At 45.5% G+C, this 21,750-nt stretch carries 18 protein-coding genes; 1 reads left to right on the top strand and 17 read right to left on the bottom strand.

All coding sequences use genetic code 11. The annotated features are described in order from the left end of the window. Positions 1-3 precede the first annotated feature (3 nt). The 6 genes from lspA to FE782_RS11155 form a co-directional block, all read right to left on the bottom strand. Entirely contained in the window at positions 4-465 is a 462-nt protein-coding gene (gene lspA / locus FE782_RS11180; RefSeq protein WP_138194167.1) for a signal peptidase II, read from the bottom strand. A gap of 96 nt (positions 466-561) precedes the next feature. After that, the gene (locus FE782_RS11175; RefSeq protein WP_138194166.1) at positions 562-2,964 is read right to left on the bottom strand and encodes a heavy metal translocating P-type ATPase; all 2,403 of its coding nucleotides are present in this window, start codon (positions 2,962-2,964) and stop codon (positions 562-564) included. After that, a complete protein-coding gene (locus FE782_RS11170; protein ID WP_138194165.1) occupies positions 2,957-3,325 on the bottom strand; it encodes an ArsR/SmtB family transcription factor in 369 nt (122 codons plus the stop codon). Before FE782_RS11170 ends, FE782_RS11175 begins: the two co-directional genes overlap by 8 nt. Positions 3,326-3,400: 75 nt before the next feature. Then, positions 3,401-4,810 carry a dihydrolipoyl dehydrogenase gene (gene lpdA, locus FE782_RS11165; protein ID WP_138194164.1) on the bottom strand — a complete coding sequence of 470 codons (1,410 nt, stop codon included), beginning with the start codon at positions 4,808-4,810 and terminating at the stop codon, positions 3,401-3,403. 40 nt (positions 4,811-4,850) lie between these two features. Further along, the gene (locus tag FE782_RS11160) at positions 4,851-5,489 is read right to left on the bottom strand and encodes a cadmium resistance transporter (RefSeq protein ID WP_138194163.1); all 639 of its coding nucleotides are present in this window, start codon (positions 5,487-5,489) and stop codon (positions 4,851-4,853) included. 570 nt (positions 5,490-6,059) lie between these two features. Further along, complete coding sequence (locus FE782_RS11155; protein WP_138194162.1) at positions 6,060-6,968, bottom strand: cation diffusion facilitator family transporter; 909 nt, start codon at positions 6,966-6,968, stop codon at positions 6,060-6,062. 557 nt (positions 6,969-7,525) lie between these two features. On the opposite strand from FE782_RS11155, the gene FE782_RS11150 reads away from it, so the two are divergent. After that, entirely contained in the window at positions 7,526-8,005 is a 480-nt protein-coding gene (locus FE782_RS11150; RefSeq protein WP_338016888.1) for a hypothetical protein, read from the top strand. A 730-nt stretch (positions 8,006-8,735) separates the two neighbouring features. On the opposite strand, the gene FE782_RS11145 is transcribed toward FE782_RS11150, so the two are convergent. From FE782_RS11145 to FE782_RS11095, 11 genes are all read right to left on the bottom strand, one after another. Next, positions 8,736-10,175 carry a TniQ family protein gene (locus tag FE782_RS11145; RefSeq protein ID WP_138194161.1) on the bottom strand — a complete coding sequence of 480 codons (1,440 nt, stop codon included), beginning with the start codon at positions 10,173-10,175 and terminating at the stop codon, positions 8,736-8,738. 18 nt (positions 10,176-10,193) lie between these two features. Beyond that, a complete protein-coding gene (locus FE782_RS11140) occupies positions 10,194-11,183 on the bottom strand; it encodes an ATP-binding protein (protein ID WP_238392423.1) in 990 nt (329 codons plus the stop codon). 14 nt (positions 11,184-11,197) lie between these two features. Continuing rightward, positions 11,198-13,156 carry a TnsB C-terminal domain-containing protein gene (locus FE782_RS11135; RefSeq protein WP_138194159.1) on the bottom strand — a complete coding sequence of 653 codons (1,959 nt, stop codon included), beginning with the start codon at positions 13,154-13,156 and terminating at the stop codon, positions 11,198-11,200. Then, entirely contained in the window at positions 13,149-13,802 is a 654-nt protein-coding gene (locus FE782_RS11130; RefSeq protein ID WP_138194158.1) for a PDDEXK family nuclease, read from the bottom strand. The genes FE782_RS11135 and FE782_RS11130 overlap by 8 nt, the downstream gene beginning before the upstream one ends. 261 nt (positions 13,803-14,063) lie before the next feature. Then, the gene (locus FE782_RS11125) at positions 14,064-14,441 is read right to left on the bottom strand and encodes a GNAT family N-acetyltransferase (protein ID WP_158299342.1); all 378 of its coding nucleotides are present in this window, start codon (positions 14,439-14,441) and stop codon (positions 14,064-14,066) included. Positions 14,442-14,976: 535 nt separating this feature from the next. Further along, entirely contained in the window at positions 14,977-16,263 is a 1,287-nt protein-coding gene (locus FE782_RS11120) for an IS110 family RNA-guided transposase (protein WP_138194156.1), read from the bottom strand. Between the two features lie 136 nt (positions 16,264-16,399). Continuing rightward, on the bottom strand, positions 16,400-16,843 hold the full coding sequence (locus tag FE782_RS11115) for a GNAT family N-acetyltransferase (protein WP_138194155.1): 444 nt from the start codon (positions 16,841-16,843) through the stop codon (positions 16,400-16,402). Between the two features lie 330 nt (positions 16,844-17,173). Further along, positions 17,174-17,353: a hypothetical protein gene (locus tag FE782_RS11110; RefSeq protein ID WP_138194154.1), complete on the bottom strand. Its 180-nt coding sequence runs from the start codon at positions 17,351-17,353 to the stop codon at positions 17,174-17,176. A 359-nt stretch (positions 17,354-17,712) separates the two neighbouring features. Then, positions 17,713-19,005, bottom strand: coding sequence for a serine--tRNA ligase (gene serS / locus FE782_RS11105; protein WP_138194153.1), 1,293 nt, complete (start codon positions 19,003-19,005; stop codon positions 17,713-17,715). A gap of 16 nt (positions 19,006-19,021) precedes the next feature. Then, positions 19,022-20,110 (bottom strand): 3-phosphoserine/phosphohydroxythreonine transaminase, encoded by a 1,089-nt coding sequence (gene serC, locus FE782_RS11100; RefSeq protein ID WP_138194152.1) that lies wholly within the window; start codon positions 20,108-20,110, stop codon positions 19,022-19,024. A gap of 551 nt (positions 20,111-20,661) precedes the next feature. After that, complete coding sequence (locus FE782_RS11095) at positions 20,662-21,642, bottom strand: Gfo/Idh/MocA family protein (protein WP_138194151.1); 981 nt, start codon at positions 21,640-21,642, stop codon at positions 20,662-20,664. Between the last annotated feature and the right edge of the window lie 108 nt (positions 21,643-21,750).

Genomic DNA, 21,750 nt, shown 5'->3' with positions numbered 1-21,750 from the left:
CGTTTAAGCGGATCCCTTATCCGTTCTTGACGCCCGCAGCGTATCGAAGATGATTAAACCGACTCCTGTTACGATGAAGACATCCGCCATGTTGAAAACGGGGTAATTAATAAAGGTAAATTCCAGCATATCGACGACTTCGCCATGTAAAGTGCGGTCCACAAAATTTCCAAGCGCCCCCCCAAAAATCAATGCAAGCGCATAGGATAGCAATTTTTGTTTGCGATATATTTTGTATAAATAAACAATTATTCCTATAAGTACAACAGTTGTAACTATAATGAAAAATAACCTTTGGTTCTGCAAAATGCCGAATGCGGCCCCCCGATTTCGATGGGATGTTAGTTGGATAAAGCCCGAAATCAATGGGATCTTTTGACCGATATCCATGTAAGTCGCAACATTCCACTTAAGGATTTGGTCAACGGCAAAGGCGATTATCGCGACAAAATAGTAACGAAGCACAGTGACACATCCTTCCAAATAAAGATTTAGGGGCGTTTCGCCCCTAAATCGCGAATCATCTGTTTAAACCTCACGTGGGTACGCAGTTTGCCTTGCTCATTCCTTTACCCGCATGAGTCGCAACCCGTTCAATGCAACCAAGAGCGTTGCCCCCATATCGGATAGGATGGCAATCCAAAGAGTCAGCCAACCTGGAATCACGAGCAACAAAGCAATTAACTTAATCGCGAGTGCAAAAGTAATGTTTTGTTTAATGACGCCCAAAGCATTTCGACTTAGTTTGATGGCGAATGGCAGTTTCCGTAAATCATCGCCCATTAACGCAACGTCTGCCGTTTCCAGCGCGGTGTCTGTACCGGCTCCGCCCATCGCGATACCTACTGTCGATGCCGCAAGCGCAGGGGCATCGTTCACGCCGTCCCCCACCATGGCTACGTTGCCGTAGTCCGATCTCAACTGCTTAATAAAATCCAATTTATCCTGCGGCAGTAGTTCAGCCTGAACATCGGATACGCCGACATGTCCGGCGATAGCCGATGCCGTTCCTTTGTTATCACCGGTAAGCATAATCGTTTTTTTGATGCCGAGTTGATGCAACTTTTGAATAACGTCTTTACTCGATTCACGAACTTCGTCCGCCACTGCGATCACCGCGAGAACCTCACGATCCGTTCCGACAATCATCGCTGTCTTGCCCTCGTTTTGGAGGGTTGTAACCTGCTGCTCCTGCTCGCTGCTGAAACGAACCGTCGGCAGTTCCTTAAAGAGTTTCGGATTTCCAATATAAAACATTGTTCCATTAACAATCCCTTTAATGCCCTTCCCCGTAATGGAAGAAAAGTCTTCCACCTTGACGTCGGAATAAGAAATGCTTTCTTCTTCCGCCTTTCTCATGATCGCCGACGCGAGTGGATGTTGGGATCGGTACTCTAATGCAGTGATAATGGATAGCAGTTCCGATGGCTTTGTATCATTGTTAAACATCTTGAAGTCCGTTACAACAGGGACCCCTTTCGTGAGTGTGCCGGTCTTATCAAATGCGATCGCCTTCAAGGCACCCATTTCTTCGAGATACACACCGCCTTTGATAAGGACGCCCTTTTTCGCCGCATTTCCGATTGCCGACACGATGGAAATTGGCGTCGATATCACAAGTGCACAAGGACAACCGACAACGAGTACAGCTAAACCTTGATAAATCCATGCGGCCCAACTTCCATCAAAGAAAAGCGGAGGAATAACCGCGACTAAAGCGGCCACAATCATGATGATGGGTGTGTAGTACTTCGCAAATTTATCAACAAACGCTTGTGAAGGGGCACGTTCTCCCTGTGCTTCCTCAACCAGGTGAATAATCTTCGCAATGGTTGTGTCATCCACAAGCTTTGTTACCTTAACTTCTAGTAAGCCTTCTTCATTTAACGTTCCGGCAAAGACATCGTCATTGACTGTCTTTTCTACCGGAACGGACTCACCTGTAATCGCGGCTTGATTTACGGCGGAGTATCCACTTACAACCACACCGTCCATGGCGATCTTTTGACCGGGTTTCACGATCATAATGTCCCCAACGGCGATATCATCGACATGGATCATCATCTCTTGTCCATTACGTCTTACAAGAGCTTCTTTTGGCGCGATGTCCATTAAGGAACGTATCGATTGTCTCGCGCGATCCATCGAGAATCGTTCCAAGGCTTCACTAATTGCAAACAAGATAACTACGATCGCGCCTTCTGCCCATTCCCCTATAATCGCAGCGCCAATGATGGCTACCGTCATAAGCGTCTTCATGTCGAATTCAAATCGAAGCAAGTTCTTGAAGCCGACTTTAAAAAGGTTATAACCCCCCAATACAATAGAGGAGGCGAACAGCAAGGAAGTAACGATGTTTTCTTCTCCATTGACGTATTGGGAGATATAGCCGAATACAATCAATAAAACGGCAGTCAATAAAGAGCTGTGTTTTTTATAAAACGGTTCTTTAGCTTCTTTAATCGCGGTCTCCACTGATCTCGGTTCGCGAGCCGTCTTTTCCGGGGTCACTTTAAGGTTTTCGAACGCACCGGCTTTCTCCAATTCCTCGATCGTGGAGCTGCCATAAACCGTAATTTTCGAAGCGCCGAAATTTACTTTCGCGTCTTGAACGCCCGGCAGTTGCTTTACGTTCTTTTCAAATTTCCCAGCACAGTTCGCGCACGTAAACCCCTGAACATTGAATACACTTTTTTCCTCGTTCGTTACCGGGACAGGTTTTGCCCCGCGTGCTGGCTTGTCGGGGATCACTTTCAGATTCTCGAACGCCCCAGCTTTTTCCAGATCATCAATCGTCGTTTCACCGATCACCGTGATTTTGGAAGCCCCGAAGTTCACTTTCGCGTCTTGAACGCCCGGCAGTTGTTTTACGTTCTTTTCAAATTTTCCGGCACAGTTTGCGCATGTAAATCCTTCTACGCGGTACACGTTTTTACTTTCTAATGACTCTGCCGTTTTACTCAATCCCAACGACCTCCTTCTGATGCTCGATCGCGAGCCTAATTAATTGTTTGAGTTGCTCATCCTCCAAAGAATAGAAAACGAGTTTTCCTTCCTTGCGGTAATTTGCAATGCCCATATTCCGCATTAATCGTAAATGATGGGACGCTGTTGCCATGGTTGAGCCGATGACATTGGCTACATCGCACACGCACAGTTCATCCTCATCGCACAGCGCATAAGCCACCTTTAGCCGTGTATTGTCGGCAAGCACCTTAAAGATTTGAGCCATATCCTGAAAATCATGTTTGTTTAGCTTTTCCTTTACCCGATTCACCTTATGCTCATCAAAGCAGAAGATATCGCAAGAATCTCCGCGTTCCACGAAATCACCCCAATCAAATATATATTTGATTATTATCATATACCTCGTCGGAGAGTTTTGTCAAAAGGAAAATCCTTAAATATGAATGGGATAGCCGAGAGCCACCTCGGCAGCTTCAGCTGACAGTTCCCCAAGTGTCGGATGCGCATGGATCGTAAGAGCCAAATCTTCCATAGTCGTTCCCATTTCGATTGCCAGGGCGATCTCCGGAATCAGATCAGATGCGTTTGTGCCGACGATTTGCCCGCCAAGGATGAGCCCTGTTTTCTTATCGCCAACAAGCTTGACAAAGCCTTCGGACGCCGTTAAGGATAGCGCTCGCGCATTGGCCGCGAAAGGGAACTTGCCAACCATCACTTCAAACCCTCGCTCCTTCGCCTCGGTTTCGCTTAGGCCCACAGCGGCAATCTCGGGATCGGAAAAGACGACAGCCGGGATGACCTTGTAGTCGAAAATGCTCGGCAGCCCTGTTATCGCTTCGGCAACGATTTTTCCTTCATAAGATGCCTTATGTGCCAGTGCAGGACCGGGGATAATATCGCCTATTGCATAAATGTTTGGAATGGATGTTCGACCCTGTTGATCGACTTCAACAAGTCCGCGTTCGCCGATCTTTACGCCGATCCGGTCTAATCCAAGCCCCCCGTCCGTGTTTGGCCGGCGGCCGACTGTGACCAACACATAGTCTGCAGTCACTTGTTTTTGCTCTTTATTTACGGTGAATGTAACGGTTATGTCTTCATCCGTTTGCGTGGCGGATTGTGCCATAGCATCTGTGTACACGGTCGTACCAAGGGTATCCAGATGTTTGCTGATAACGCGGGTAATGTCTTTTTCGAATCCAGGCAGTATGTTTGGTGTCCCTTCCAGTACCGTCACTTGCGATCCGAACTTCGCGTACATTTGCCCAAGTTCGATGCCAATGTATCCTCCACCGATGACAATCAGACGCTTGGGAATCTCCTCTAAATTTAACGCCTCGGTCGATGACAAGATTCGACCACCGTAAGGGAATGGTTTTAATTCGATCGGCCGGGAACCAACGGCAACAATACAATTTTCAAAACGGAAACGAAGCGTTTCTTGCTCATTATAAACCCGAGCTTCTCTATCACTAATAAATTCTGCCTCCCCTTTGAATACCGTGATCTTGTGTTTCTTCATCAACGAATGTATACCTGTCTTAAGCCGGTTAACTACCTCTGATTGCTTCCAGTGCTGAATTTGAGCGAAGTCAATCTCCACATCGATGGCTTTTAATCCGGTGATACCGGAATTACGCATGTGTACGTACCGGTGGGCAGCGGAGATGAGTGCTTTAGACGGAATACAGCCGCAGTTAAGACATACGCCGCCCATCTCCGATTTTTCAACGAGCACCACTTTTTTACCCAGCTGCGCTGCTCTTATTGCAGCAACATACCCCCCTGAACCGCCGCCAATCACCAACAACTCAATGTCTTGAATTTCATCCCTTAACACCATTGTCTCAGCCCCCAGTTTGAGTTTTAATATGTCATCAAAATTACCTAAATAGCCCGATCAAATATTCAAATGAATCACCGTGAACCATGATCGAAATACCTAAGGCGATAAAAACAAGCGGCACGATGACACTGCCGTATTTCTGCAATACCTTTAAGATGGCTGGAAAACGCGCGAGACGGTAACCGAAGAAACACCAAACCGCCACCATAACTAAAAATATAACCGCGATATATATAAGGGAGCCGGTACCCTGCGTCGTAAAATACGGAATATATATCCCCAGGTTATCCCCGCCGTTCGCAAAAGTAATGGCAGCCACTTTGCCGGTCAATGGCCCAAACAATCGATTGTTCGAGGCCTGGGTCTTTACATCGCCCAATTTCTCTAGAGCCTCTTCCGCCTCATCTTCTTCCTCTTTTTTCAGGAACATCCGAATCCCGAGAATTATAGGTATCAGCCCAAGAAATCCGGTCCATTCCGGTGGCAGAAAAGTGAAGCCGAAGGCGCCAAGTATGCTGATCAAAACCAAAAGCCCGAACCCAAGGTATTGCCCAAGAACAATATTCGCATGACGTGCCTTCTCGATCTGAGCAAAAAAGATCATTAGCACGAAAATGTCATCGATGTTTGTAACGACAAAAGTTCCAATAGCACTAAGAATTAACGCGATAGACATAAGGTTTCTCCACCTTTGATATTTTATCAAGCTTATTTTGTCCACATTATCATAAGAAAAAAAGTATTTGAATGATCGAGAGTGTTTTTTTATAAAGGAAACACAGTGAGGCACTCCGTCACTTTCCTATCCACAGCCGCTCAATCCTTCTCCAACATCATATCGTGTGCCATTCCGGGAAAAATCTCAGGTTCCACACTGTACGCTGCAGTCGTCTCCATTAATTCATGGCGATCAACCAGAAAGTCATTTTGCCGTACCAAGCACCAACATCGGCCTTGTTATTTTCAATTTGAACCGGAATACATTCCATATCCCTAAACGCACGGAGCGCTGCTGCCTTGAAGCTTGCGAATATGGAAAAATATTCGGCCCACGCCCAAGATCCAATGAAATGCGCCATGGAATAATAAAGGGATTCGGCACTGTAATGAAGATACTGTCGTAGAGATTTCAAATGTTGACCTATGTGCCCCTCCATTCACTCAAACTAATATTTGATTGTTATATTATTTCAACCGTTGGGAAATGTCAATTATATTCTAATGAATTTTTTGATTGATGCAAATTTTAAACCTTCTTTGGTTCCGTTCCTTCGTACCATGGGTTTATGTGCACTAGCACTTCACTTACTTCCACCATCTGTTCTTGAATACTGTGTTTAATGCGGCGCGTTACGTCATGTCCCTCCGCCACGCTGAGTTCGGCAGGTATTGCGACTCGGACATCAGCTATTATGTAATGTCCATGCTCCCTGGCACGAATCCGATCAATCCTTTTTACCCATGGTACCGAGAGAACGATCGCCTTCAGTTGCTTCATTTTATCTTCATCGATATTTTTTTCCATCAAAATGTCGATGGAGGAACGCCCCATATGTATCGCCAGCCGAAGCACCAGGAACGCAACGACAATCCCCGCAACAGGATCGCCGTATGTTAAAAATCTAATGCCGAAATATTCTCCGGCCATGGAAAGTCCGATACCAAATACAGCTGCAATGGAAGCATAAACATCTGCCAAATGATCGTATGCGGTCGCAACTAAACCGCTGCTTTTTATTTCCCTTCCGATTCGCATCGTATACATATACAGCCATTGTTTCCAAACAAGAGACAAAGCGGCCGCACCGAACACGAGCCAATTCGCCGCATGAGGCGGCTCCCATAATGCCAATGCCGAGTGATATCCTATGTACAAGGCAGCCATCACTAATATAACAGCGACGAAACCAGCCCCTATTACCTCCGCTTTTCCGTGCCCATAAGGATGTTCAAGATCAGGGTCGCGTTTGGAAACCATCATCGAAACGAGTGCAGCGGCCGTTGCAAAAACATCACCAGCGTTATGCACCCCATCCGCAATAAGAACCTGACTGCTGAATAAAAAACCAACGACAAACTTTAAGATCGTTAATACAATGTTGCTAAATAAACTAATCCATATTGCATAAACCGATCGTCGTTCAGTTGACAACATTTTCACACCTCATAACTAAAAAGATTGCATACACAAGAGCAAATCACCTTTATTTTTCTAAACAGTGATCGATTTTACTCATCACCTCCGTATTAGTAGTCCCCTCCGCTGGTTGAAACATTTATTATCAATTTGGTAAATCAGTTACCACTCAAAAGAACTCTCCGTTGTAAACGGGCTTTACCTGCGCCGGTTGAAAAAAGGCAACCAGTGCGTTAGTACTGAAGCCAAAAGAGCGGGCACACTCGAGAGGCTCATGACCGGGATCCAACAGACCCAACTCCTCGTTCTAGACGAATGAGGTTACATAACCGCTAGACAATGAAGGCTCGCAACTGTTCTTTCGTGCAGGCATGGATTAATGAAAAGTCATGTATCTGCCGCTGCTTTGATTATAATTTTATCGGATTATCTGAATAGGCCACCGAAGCTCCCAAGATACCATAATCAATGAAAGAAAATTTTTTAATCTCATACTTTTATTTTCATTGACCCCCCCATAACTTACCGCCTCTTCTCCATAGCCAACGCGATATAATTGAGGAAGAGGTGTTTTTATGCTCGATTTTATATCGCCTATGTTACTGGAGATAGCGCCCGCCCCGTTCGACGACGAGCGCTACGTATTCCAACCGAAAATAGACGGTCATCGTGCCATAATTACGTGCTACAACGGCGAAATACGCATATTCACACGGCACGGTAACGAAGTCATGGATTTGCGCAAGGAGCCACTTACTGAACGCCAGCGGACCATTGTGGACGTGTATGATGAGTCGCCGGCATTCCGATCGTTACTTACAGTTGACGGCACGGGTAAGGCGATGTTTGACGCGATTAAAACGCGAAATATGGAGGGTGTCGTTGCTAAGCGGAAAGGGTCCGTCTATGTCAGCGAGCGCAGCCCCAATTGGCTACAAATCATTAATTGGACGTATGCTGACGTTTATATAACGGGATGGCGTAAGCAGAAGTTCGGATGGCTGGCAGCGGTGTACGGCGATGGCGGTAAATTGCGGCCTGCCGGCGTAATATAACTCGGTGTACCTCCGAGAGCGAAGAAAGCATTTAGAGGCGTTGTAGGACCATTAATTACCGGAGAGGATAGCACCAATGTCTACGTAGAGCCACGGATTAGGGTGCGCGTGAGGATGCGGAATTGGACTCGGACAGGCTTGCTGCGAGCGCCGAGTTTCGTGGAATTTATAGTATAACGAGGGGGTACGTATAAGTTATCAACGTATTGAATAAGTGAAAACACGAGGAGACAACGTCGACGCATGAAAAGGCTACTTGTGCACCTGTTAGCGCTTTCTTAATGGATTAATGTAACAAGGCGCCCGAGTTAAAAGGCCACTGAGGACATCTGTCCCTTCATTATTTGCCTCTAATCGAACCATATTTTATGGATCATCTCTTCAATAACCACTTTAGATTCCATGCAAATATGGTCATAATCCTTGCAACTGCAAGTGCAAAGTTCAAGGTATTTTTAACACTACTCGCTCCGGTTATTTTGTACAGTATGATATTTATGTACAAACTAACAATTCGACAATAACTCATGGCGCAAAAGGACTAGGATTGTTTTTTATATAGTTACATATTTGTTTTATGAAGATACTTTAGGTTAAGGCAATTATGCACCTTGCATAGCGTGAGAAACTACTTTTAGGTAAAGATCGATGAGATAATACCCGTTTTCAAGATCCGTTTCCCAACCAATATTGGACTAAACCCCGCGAATATTAATAAATAATTAAACAGCTACCAAGAGTTACTCTTCCTAGAAGAGAATGGGCAGACCAAATTGGGGGTAGAAGATTTTTGGCCCCACCAATGATATTCAAGCGGTTCATTTTTATTATCAGGAATAACCAAAATATAAAAAGGGACATTTTCTTGTTTGAATGGAATCCTTCTGTACTCTAACCTTTTTTCGGAAGATTCTTGTGAAACCGATAGCCAATTCATAAAATGGTTCCATATCAAAAGGCCAATAAGTCGGTTAAATATCCATTTCACAGCCGCAAAGCTTTCCTCCAAGAAACCGATCCTCAAATCGTAAAAAAGATTAGTTAAATAATAATCATCTTGTTTTGAACCAAATTCAATCCTGCTAGGATACTTCCGATAATGAGTAGCTCTTTTAATGATCCATAGGTTTTCGTATCCCATTACAAATTTCATCCAATGTGCGTAGGCAAGTGCATATGGGCATATTGGATCGTTGGATAAGTTCGCTTTGAATAGTCTTTCCAAGCAGGATCGATGAGTCCCGAGAATTGATTTTTTAACGTATGATGCTATACTTTGAACCGTCTGAACCGAGGATTCGTAAACGACATCATATAATTGGAATCTTTTTAAGATATAGTTTGATTTACCCTTTCCATTCTCCTCTTCGCCTTTTAATTTCCGTATATATGGTGCCGATTTTACAATAGTATGGATTTCTTTACTTTTTGTTTGGTGTTCCGGGTTTAGTACGGATAATACATAGTCCATAAAACCTGAGCATTCCTCTAAATCAAGATTCAATGGAAAATGGAGGCTTTTTAGACGAGAAAGCTGCCAACCGTCAAAATTTAACCAAGTAATCATTTCTATTGATCTTAGATCGTTAAGTGAAACCTGGTTCCAAGCAGGTAAATAGGATTTTTCTATCTTTTCTTCTAAAAACGATTGACCACATAAACATCGAAAAGGCTCTTTTGTAAAATTGTCCGATAATTCAAAGGGGAGTGACTTCTTGCAGCTCACACATCCCTTATGCAAAGGAATCTGGTGATACGGGCATTCGTGCAGAAGTTTAAATTGATGAAATAGGCTATGATGTCCCGTTTTGATGCATTCCGGACAAAAGTAAAGTTCGTCTCTGATATAAGAGCGCATACTGTGGGATCTGGGTAGACTACCAACCATTTGTTCAATATATCGTTCATTTATTTTTATAATAGGTTGTAAGAAAACGGACTCTACCAAATCCCCATCTAACCCGGATAAATGTATGCATTCGCGATGTTTCTTGCTTATGATATGTGTTTTTAGATTTTTGACATAGTCAGTTCCGAACACATTGAAAATGTCTTTTACAGTCGCGGAATTTGCAAATTTAAATTTTTCGAGTATCCCCCATAAAGATTCATAAGGCGATATCCATTCTTTTCTCCAGGTATAATGGTAATCTATTTTTGTTCCTGTCATTTGGCCTACCCCATTCTTTCATTCCGGCGCACGATAAATTTCCGCTTCAATATAACCTGAACCTTTTATTGCTGTTTTCCATTGGTTACGAGTAATATCGTTTACGTCTTCCCCCTCGCACCCATATCTTCTTAATACGTACTCCACTGTTCTTGTGAGGTATTGCATTGGGATTTCAAAAGGTTTACCGATGCCGGCTTCCTGCCGAAGAGTTATAAAAACATCGTGTAACTCAGCCGCGTATTTATGAAGGCGAAAATCTTGTTCGAAAGGCTTCGGAAAGTAGTATCTCGTAAATGACCACCCGCTATCAGCTGGAAAGATAGAATCTTCATCGTAGCATAACAGGCATTCGTAGAGATCCTCCAACGTTCTGACACCATAAAATTTATACGGTTCAACCATAAAACGCCCTATGATCTGATACTTTTCTTCCTCAAAAAATACAGACCGCTGATTGAGCAGTTCATTCTGTCCGACCAAGAACACCGTCAGATTTACTCCGTGCCTGTCTAATTCATTACATATATCCATTAGCCAGTTATATTGCAGTTCGTGGAGTCTCTGTGCATCATCAATAAAGAATACTGTACGACTCTGGCCGGCTGCATCCGCACGTTCCAACAAAAATTTCATAAGGCGATCCCTTTTGGCTGTAGCTTTACCCGAAGCAAATAAACCATGCCCGACATCTTTTAAGATTTCCGTGAAAAAAACATCCTCATTCGGCTTTGAATGCTCCCGGCACAGTAAAGTATATATGGGCATATTTCCAAAATCAGCGGGTAACGTATTAACTAAATAAGAAATTGCTCTCGTCTTGCCCAGGCGCGGTCTTCCATGAACGACAGTTCCAGGTAATCGATTTTGAATGCTGTTTTTAACCTTTTCGTAAAGCTTGTTAATCTCGTTGGTTGGTATGTTATATTTCCCAGTTTCAATCGGATGTGTATCTTGAGGCAGAAAAGGACGTTGGCTTGATTGATGATTAAATAAAGAAGTTTGCACGATCGTTTCCCCTTTTAATAAATCATCGTTTTTCGCAGATTCCGGGTTGAAGGTTTGGGTTCAAAGGTTTTTGTATTTTCCTTCTTTTCTTCTGTCGACTCAAGTTTCTCAATTACTTGATCCGGCGGAGTTGGAGAAACATCGCTATCCTTATTTCGAACCTGATTTCGTTCCATCTCATAAGCTTTGCTTGCGTTTCTTTTCTTGGTTTTGGCTCCTTCTTCCAGAAATCGTTGATAAACTTTGATTGGATCGTCTGATGAAGTAAAATGAAGCAATTTCAACCTTTTAAGTTTAAAAATCTCTTGTCTGACTTGCAGGGTATGTGGTGTTAGCCCCCATTTTCCCATTGCCTTTAGTTTCCCGAGTTCTGCACCATCCGGCAGGTAGGCTCTTAAAACCCGAAGATCATCGACATTAACCATTAAATCAACCTTTTTCCCGATCAATCCCGGTGATTTTGCTAACAGCTCATTCGTATAACGGACATTCTCGTATTGAATATATGGGCGTCTTCCAATCCGCACGTCCCCTTTTATTTGCCGGCTAGCTTTTAATGACAAGAAGACTACCTCATTTCTTTGTTCCTCAGGCATTTGATTGACCGTAAACCTCTGTAATCTTTGTTTCATTGCATCCAAGGGAGTAGCATAGTTTACTCCTTCATGCGGTGTCGCATTATAATCTGCAATTAACACATCGATCAGTTCTTCGAGATGTTGGGCAGTAATTTTGAATTTTATCGCCTTTTTTTCTGGTTCATTTCTTCGAGGATCTTTCGGGTGGCTACCGGTTGTATTCGGCAATCGGTGAAAACCATTCTCCTCAAAAAGTCCAAAAAGCCGTTCGATATGGCTTCTCCTAATCGGACAACTGACTTTTCCCGGGTTTACTCTGCATTTCACGACTTGTTTCAAGCGATCCTTTACAATATTGGAAAGATTGGCTTGAGCTTGGTCATACAGTATTTCATCCCATAATGCCCATGCAACTTCTTGTATAATACCTGAGGGGAACCCGCCTTTCTCAGGATATGTTAAACCGGGAATCGTGAGTTTTTTGGGTTTCCACGGGACAATGGCGTTACGTATGCAATGCAGTACATCATTTGAGGTATATTCTTTGTTGTAGCTCACATGATACCCAAGAACCGCTCTAGTCCCGACATCAATAATGGCAAGCAGCCAGATCCGGTCAATTACCGTTAAGATTTCATCGCCTTCCGGGGTGTAAAGCACAAGAGTAATGGCCAAATCTATCTTGTGTCCGTCGAATTGGACTTGTTCATAAGGCCGTACGATATGACGATAGTTATCCCCCGCCCCGGTGGAGCGAATTAATTGGGAGGCTTCTTTCCCATATCTTTCAGATGCTTCGTTCATGTATTGCGCTTCTAATTTCTTTATGTAATTATAAAGACTTCGTCTGCCCATTTCTGAGGTATTAAAGGGGTAATCGTTTGGAGCCTTCAACCCCAAATCTCGGCATTTTTGGATAAATTGTTTATGAATATATTTCGTCTTGATCACTGGGTCAGAGGCGGATCTGTTTTTTTGCTTGAAAAATAATGTGTGAATTTCGTCTTTTAGATCTGAGTAAGTTTCGAGCAATAGCATAAATGCTCCATTTTTGTTCGGGTTGGGGTTACTGGGTCTTGATTCCGGCAAAGTTTCTCGTTTGTATGAGTTGATTCTTTTTCTTGGAATTAATGCCCTGAATCCCCATACGATGTTTTCCGAATCCGTCTCCAGACATCGCTTCACCAATTTAGTGACAATATTGCGATGGATCCCAGTTGCTTTCATGATTTGCTCATGCGTTTTAATTTGAAAGTACATTTCAACCGCTTTTCTTCGATTGTAGTATGTCTTTTGATCCTCTTCAGACAAATTATCCACTAGCACATTGGGCCAGGAGGATATATCGATAGCCGAACCGAAATTTTCATTTTCGATAACCTTCCTTTTAGTCATGAAGCCACACCTCCATCCTTGAACCTAAGGGCACAATGTCTAAATTGCTTTGTACTTTACCTTGGTATATCATCCAACATAAAGCTTCCGTAATTCGAGCTGGCGCAATTTTATCAGCGAAATGAAGGTGTATATCCTGTAATGAATATCTACCGCTCGAAATAAATTTTTTGATCCGGAGGTAATCGGTGTCTATTGGCTGCGATCTGTTGCATACAAAGGATATAAGCAATTTTTTGTTTGATAATAGCAATGGATTAGAGCGAATTGATTCCTCTTCGACAGTTTTATAGTTCGCGTTATTTTGCTCGCACCATTTTTGTTCAATTTGAATTTCTTTATCCAGTTTCTTAGAAAGAATTGGATTTCGAACATAGGAGGGTTTTACTTTAATATAATGTTCAGATTGGTCATGATATTTTATCCACATGCTCATAACGGATTCCATGGTTTTACTACCGATTAAATCACTTACTTTACGGGGTCTTTCACAAAAAGAAATAATGTTCGGATCTGTTTCAACCCAAAGCCAGTAGTCATACTCAAGATCGCTTGTAAAAAATACATCGCGCTTAAGTTTGGGACTGAATCCTTCCCAGTATCCTCTAACTTTCTCAGCTTTAGTTATAGGAATCGGAGTTTTCATATTCCACCCATATTTCGATAATATCTGACAATTATAGAATAAATCCAAGCTGTCTATTATGCAATATGTTTTGCTTCAAAAATACATTATGCAACCACTTTTGGTTCAATAAAAAAATGAAGCAAAAGTGATTGCATAACAAAAAAATCCTTGTATATCAAGGACTTTAATGCAACCTATTTTGCTTCAACGCCCCGTCAATAAGTCAGGAATATAGTTCTTATAAACCATTTAATCAATCAAACTTCTTTTGCATATAAATCACAACTTCGGTTCCGATTCCTTTATTTCCTTACAACCCATTTCTTTTGCTAAACGTTCGGCTTCTTGGATGATGGCTGTTGCAACACCTTTTCTCCGATATTCATATACTGTTAACCCAGCTTCTAAGAAAGCACTATGGGTAATATCCACTAATTTAGTTACAGGCTCATCATTAGGACCACTCCATCGTAGTAAGAAATGGCCAATAGGGGTGTTATTATGCCAAGCGATTAAATATAGTCCCTCACCCCTCTTTTGTGTGGCATATCGGTTGTATTGAAACAGAGGATTACCAGGTGAAAACTGAGTAACGAGGATTTTCAACCGGGACTCTTCTGCTTCTTTTATTTCTAAGCATAGTTTATCTTTATTCATTTCAAGTTCCTCTCTCCCAAAAAGCAATATACATATAATATTCAAGCAATAATTTCGTCTAAATGCTTGCATTATCCTGCCCAGTTTGTGTTTAGCGGCGGTGCACAGCAACAGATGAAGCGATGGATCGGTTCCACCGCTGCGCTCTTGTACCCGTCCCTCGGTTTTAAGGGTTTATCTCACGTAAACTCAGTCATTCGCAGGATTTCGTTACCTTGAAAATATGAATTGCTAGGGAAAGCTGTCGACATACCCGTCCGGCCCCAATGTTGGGCATGCGGAAATAAAGGAAACGCACACCTTGGAACATTTCCCCAAGTTGCTGGTTTACTGCACGCATCCTCCACAATCTCCCTGGTAGTTTACCATCCCACGGCTCAACGGGTCTACGCCCTAACATTCCTTCGTTACACTTATCCAAGGTGTGGAGACCGATAGCGTTTAGCTGATGGGTCTGAGCCCTTATCGGGTACGAACTCGGTCCTCCGTGCTTTCTTTGTCCGAAATCCTACGAATGAGTCAGCATACGTGACAGTTAGGCTGCTTTAGTGAAGGATTGAACTGTCTTTTCAGGAGTGAATGATTCGCCGTTTTGAACCATGCCAATCAGAATTCGTGCCAGCTTCCCGAGCAGTTTAAAGACAGACTGTTGTTTCCCTATATGTTTCACTTGGACGTTGTTCTCGTGTAACTGTCGAAAGACGGGGTTGGTTCCGACCAGTGTTAGTGTAGCGAGGTATAGATATTTCCGCAGTTTTGCATCCCCGCGTTTTGAGAGTACGATCTCCCCTTTTCGCTTGCCCGACATACTTTCAGCCAGGTTTAAACCGGCTTTTCGAAGCAACTGGCGCCCATGAGCGTACTGCCTCAAGTCACCTGCACCAGACAAAATGGCTGCAACATAGATGGGTCCAAGACCTTTTAAAGACCTCATTTGGTTCGCCATAGGAATGTCGTTTAGTACAGCCTCAATGTCCATCTCGATCGTGTTCAATATGTCGGAGATGCGCTCAAACTCTTCTACCAAGCGACGGAGATCCTGTTTTGCCTCCTCTAGTGCAGTCGTATCCCCGACACTTTGGCGAGCTAGGAAAATGAGCTCTGCGGCTCTCTGAGTGCCTGTTGTACCGCCCGCCCGCTTCATATGCTTACGCCAACTTGTAATGACCTCGGCCGCGGATCGCTCCTTAAGTTCTTTAGGAGTAGGGAATTCTTTGAGTGTCGCTATTGATCGAGGGCAGGTCCAATCCTTAAAGACCGAAGCATACTCTGGGAAACGAATATCCAACCAGCGAACAATCCGGTTCTGCAGTCGGACACTGTTCGTCACCCAAAATTCCCGATCGCTCATGATCGTGCGTAGTCTTTGGAAGTCGGTGGCTTGGCGAGTGTATTCGTAATAGTAACCGCGGCTTACGACATCGGAGATAACTAGCGCGTCCTTCGGATCACTTTTTGAGGGGCTGTTATCACGGTTTTCCTTGTTCCGTTTCGTCGTTGCTGGATTGACCAACACAACGTGTAGCCCTTGATCAACTAACCAATTCGCAAGGTTATACCAATAATGCCCCGTCGGCTCCATCCCGATGATAATACTCTTCAGCCGGTGCTTCTGCAGCAGGCCCTCCATCCAACGTTGGAGTTTTTCATATCCTTCAATTATGTTCTTGAAAGATAAGTGCTTATTTGAAAGTACAATGCCCCGGAAGTTTGTTGCTTGTGCTACGTGGATATCTTTCGCCATGTCGATTCCCACGACAAGATGAGAAGTGGTAATTCGTTCAATCCGTTGATTTTGTCCGTCCGTTTGCTTAAACTTCATAGATAAGAGCGCCTCCTTGATGGTGTTGGGTTTCGAACCCGTGGACAAACCCATCATACCGAGGCGCTCCTTTTTTAACAAAGCCCATTTCTTAGGCTATACAGGAATGTTTAGAGTAACGTAAAATGGGTATTCATTAGTCAAGTTTAATAATCTTATCAAAGCAGTATGAATCTTTGTCATAGCCATTATGCTCATAGAAAGCATGGGCATCGGTTCGCCTCATCCCAGTACATAGAATAATGTTGGATATTCCGCTGTCTTTCGCAAAATTTTCAGTGTATCTCAGCAGTTCAGAGCCTATCCTATGACGCCGAAAATCATTATGAACAGCAAGGCCGGTTATATGCAGATAACCATTCACAGACCCTACAGCTAATGCATGTACGATTGATATGAAACCAACAACATGATTCTCAAGTAACGCTACAAACGTTTTGTAATTACCGGCTTTAATCATCTGTTCCATCGTAATGCGAAAGTTCTCATCCGTAACAGTACGAACACCAAGTACATCGTTCCATAAGAAAACAACTTCAGTATAATCATTTGCTTCGATTTCTCGTATCTTAATTTCCATGCCCTGTCCCCGCCCAAGTATAAAAATATTCAAAAACGAAAGGGTTCGACAATCGATGAAGCAATCCTGCCCAGTTAACGCAATGAAGCTGTCGATTGTGCCAACAGCTTCGTCCCGGTTGTTTGATGCTAACGTACCCGATAGCTCAATCGATTTTGCCGTAATAATCTGGTTCGCAAAATACTGCTTCCCAAGCCCCTACGTTAGTAATATACGATGCTCCTAGGTTAATGGTATGAGTCATACCGTATGTATCTTTGGACTTGGGAATCTAACAATAATTACGACCTGACTGTTGCGCTCTCGTCCCTGTTAGATCAACAATCTTATCTACTCATTTACTTTTGAAGGATGCTTAATACTTAATAAGTCTGAACCGTTTTCTAAAGATGTGTATTCGTAAGTGGCAAAATACTCATTACCTTCTTCTATAAGATTCCAAGCGTTAATTTCGTCAGTTGTTAAATTGATTTCACGTTGTTGTCTAGAGTAAGGGTCAACTGCCTTCACCCAGTATTGCTCCCCTGTAATTCCCTTTTCGACAACTATAATATAGGACGTTGTTGATGATTTTGGCTCGGAACACCCGGTGAGTAGTATGATAATACCAATGGAGACCACAACCATTTTGGTTATATTCAATTCTCACACACCACCTCGGTTTATGATAATCCCCGTACTAACGACATCTTCTTACATAATTAAATACGTCATGGCAATGGAGAAGTTCTGGAACTCTCCATTAAACTACTCAGTTAACGTAATGAAGCTGCCCGGTCGTGCCGGCAGCTTCGTCCTAGTTGTGTGATGAAATTAACGTCCCCGTTTGCTTAACCCCGAAATCGATTCTTACGATGCATGAGAATAATTCACCGTGCCCCCACCCCGACTTCGATCGCGCTTATCCCCTTCATATAAGGTCTAAGCGCTTCAGGAATGTAGATGCTGCCGTCCGCCCTCTGGTGATTCTCCAGCAGGGGAATGAGAATGCGCGGCGTGGCGACCGCCGTGTTGTTCAGCGTATAACAGTACTGCAGCTTGCCATTCTCATCCCGATACCTAATGTTGGCGCGCCGTGCCTGAAAATCGCGCACATTCGACGACGAATGTGTCTCCCCGTAATCCTGCCGGCTTGGCATCCATGTCTCGATGTCGAATTGCTTGTGCGTTTTCTGCGACATATCGCCGGTACACACTGCTACAACTCGGTACGGGAGTTCAAGCAATTGTAAAATCTTCTCCGCATTTCGCGTGAGTTCCTGCAGCAGGCTCTCCGATTCCTCAGGATCCGCCCTGCATAGGACGACCTGCTCCACTTTCGAAAATTGATGAACCCTATACAGCCCGCGCACGTCCCGTCCAGCCGAACCGATCTCACTGCGGAAGCACGCCGTCTGCGCAGATAGGCGGATCGGTTCTCGCACGTCCACGATCTCATCCCCATAATAAGCGACCAAGCTCACTTCCGATGTCCCGACTAGATATCTGTCCTCCTCTTTTATTGCATAAATCTGATCCCGCCCCAACGGCAAATATCCCGACGACACGAGCGCGTTCTCCCTCACCAGCATCGGAACGTCCATCGGCGTGTAGCCACGCTCCTCCAGCACGCCCATCGCCAATTGTTGCACCGCTCTGTGAAGATGGAAGCCGGCGCCCTTCAGCACGTAATTTCGCGCACCCGCAATTTTAACCCCGCGCAGGATATCGATCATGCCATGCAGCTCGTCAAGCGTCACATGATCGCGCGGATCAAAGTCGAACACCGGCGGCTCGCCGACACGCTTCACTTCCACGTTGTCTTTGTCCGAAAGTCCAGGCGGCGTATCAGGCGACACCGGGTTCGGTACGAGCTGCATCAACTCGCTGAACGCCGATTCGACCTCCGCTTGCTGCGACTCCAGATGAGCCAGCGTCTCGTTGTTCCATTTCACGTCCGCTTTAATGCGGGCAGCTTCATCCTTTTCGCCTTGCGCCATTAAGGCGCCAATCTGCTCCGATGCCCGGTTACGTGCGTAACGGAGCTGGTCGATTTCCTGCATCAACCCACGGCGCCGCACATCCATTTCCAGCAAGCGCGAGATCGACAGTTCGATACCTTTGGCTTCCGCTGTCCACTGGTATAGCTCCGCATTCTCGCGAATATGTCGAATGTCTTGCATGTTCGATGCCCCCTTCCTACCCGTTCCGCCGTTGAAAATCCTGCATGAAGTCCGCCAACGCCTCGCAAGCGGCAACTGGCAACGCATTATAGATCGAAGCGCGTAGACCGCCTACGCTGCGATGTCCCGCCAGCCCCTCGAAGCCCGCCTGCTCCGATTCGCAGACGAATTGCCGCGCTAGCGCTTCGTCCCGCATCCGCCAGGTGACGTTCATCCGCGAGCGCGATGCCCGTTCGGCGAAGCCTTCATAGTAGCCGCCGCTTCGATCGATGACGTCGTACAACAGATCGCTTCGCTCCAAGCTGCGCTGCTCCATCTCCACGAGGCCGCCCTTCCGTTTAGTCCATTCCAGCATGAGCTTCATCACGTAGATCGTGTGCACCGGCGGTGTGTTATACAGCGAGTCGTTGCTCGCGAACGTCGCGTATTTGAATATCGTCGGAATTCGCGCATCGGTCGAAGCTTTCAGCAAGTCTTCTCTCACGATGACGACGGTAACGCCTGCGGGGCCGAGGTTTTTTTGCGCTCCGGCGTACATCAACCCGAGCTTCGTCCAGTCCAGCCTGCGGCTGAGCATATCGCTCGTCATATCTGCAATAAGCGGCACATCGCCGGTATTGGGAAGATTACGGAACTGCGTGCCTTCGATCGTATTGTTCGTTGTCAGGTGGACGTAAGCTACGTGGGCTTCGGGATTAAATCCGAACAATTCAGGCAATTTCTGCCACTTGTCGGCTATGCCGCTAGCCAACACATTCGCGACGCCGATCACTTGCGCTTCCTGGAACGCTTTTTCCGAGAAACTGCCCGACAGCACGTACTGTCCAACCTTGCCTGCGGTAAGGAAATTCATCGGCACAAATGCGAATTGCGTGCTGGCGCCGCCGCCCATGAACAAGACACGATAGCCGTCCGGCAAGTCGAGTAGCTCCTTGAGCAGCTCCTCCGTCTCTCCCATCATCCGCTCGACTGTCTTGCTCCGGTGCGACATCTCCATGAGCGACATCCCTTTACTGCCGTATTCCGTCAAATCTTGCCTCGCCTGCTCTAGCACCTCGAGCGGTAGCACCGCCGGACCCGGATTGAAATTGTGTTTTCTCGTCATCGTATCGCATCCCCTTAGCCTATGATAAAAACACAAAGACGCTCCTCGTCTGATTGGGACGAGGAGCGTCTGCTCGCGGTGCCACCCAATTTGATCGATCCGAGCGTTCGGTTCGATCCTCTTGGTACCGCGGTAACGGGCGGATGCCGGTAAACTTAGGCAACAGTCACAATGGACTGCGCTTGACGGGAACGCCTCGGAGTTGGAAGCTCGTCATTGGCATAATGTCGTATCGAATAGTTATGTTCATTATACGCTGATCAATTATGATGTCAAGGGATGAATACTGCCCGTTACTTCAACAAGCGGTTCGCCTCATGTTAAGGAAGGTTTGATTGGAATGTACTTCTTAAATCCACAGCTTACATCGCCTTTATATCCTTGCTTAATAAAAAAACCGGTTGCCTTTATTCGGGTTGCACTGCTCATTAACATTCTACATTAGAGTTAAGTTCTTGCCGCGCATCGATAAACGGGTCAAGTGTTCGTAAAGTCAAAATAAACGCGCCGGCATGGGCGCGTTTCGGTGATCAAGGTTATGCTGTTAGTTCTTAGTCGGACGCAGGCATAACGTCCGGCACGTATCCTGCAGCCTGGTAAACCATTTCGGAGAATTTCACGACTTTGAGCGCGAATTCGCCGGGGACCATGACTTCGTGGCGGCCAAGAATCGCATCGATAAAGCTTTTGTCTTGATTCGTCGCAGGCTCCGGCAGCTTCGGCACGACCGGCTCCTCCCCAGCTTTACGCAGCGTGATCTTTCCGTTGTCAAAGAAAATCCCGCCCTTTTCACCAATGAACACGTAGGTTTCATGCCAGCATGGCGCATGCCCGACGAGGTTCAGTCCAGCTATAGCGCCTTCGGCAAAACGGATAGAGCTGAACGTGTCGATTTCCACAGGCGAGCCCTGCCGGTGGAGTTGTGTCTTCACTTCGACAGGAGTAAGACCTGTGGTCCACAGCAGCACGTCAATAATATGGCTGCCTGAATCCATTAGGAACCCGCCCCCGGAGAGCGAAGGATCCTGGCGCCAGGAGTTCGTGGTCCCCTCTCGCCATCCTTGGTAGAGCGAGGCGGTGATGGAAGTCAGCTTCCCGATCTCTCCGCTTCGGATCGTATCTCGAATATACAGAAACTCAGGCTGACAGTGGCGCTGATACGACACCTGCAGAATTTTACCCGACCGCTCGGCCGCTTGAATGAGGTTTTCCGCCTCCGCCGATGTGCACGTCATCGGCTTCTCGATGAGGACATGCAACCCCCTGTCAAGCACATCGCGGGCTTGCCGGTAATGTTCGGTATGCGGCGAGCAGATGATGACTGCATCCAGCACGGCATCGTCCAACATCGTCTGATAATCCGGATAAGCCGCGGCACGATGAAGCCCGTATTTCTCCGTAAACCGTTCGAGACTGTCCGGATTCACATCGGCCAAAGCCGCGATTTCAACTTCGGGGAGCTCCAGCAGTTGGCGGGCGTGCCACCCGGCGATGCCTCCGGTGCCGATCATGCCGACGCGTAGAATTTCCATAAAAAAGCGCCTCCTCGCTCTCTTCCTTATACATGTAACGCGTCAAGTTTGTCATGGGATGTCAGTGAAAATAGAATCGTCCTTCTGTAATAGCCTATTCGTTGAAGG

This window comes from Paenibacillus antri, from assembly GCF_005765165.1.
Taxonomy (GTDB): domain Bacteria; phylum Bacillota; class Bacilli; order Paenibacillales; family YIM-B00363; genus Paenibacillus_AE; species Paenibacillus_AE antri.
Note: the sequence above shows the minus strand (reverse complement) of the source record. Positions and strands in the feature narration are given on the sequence as shown.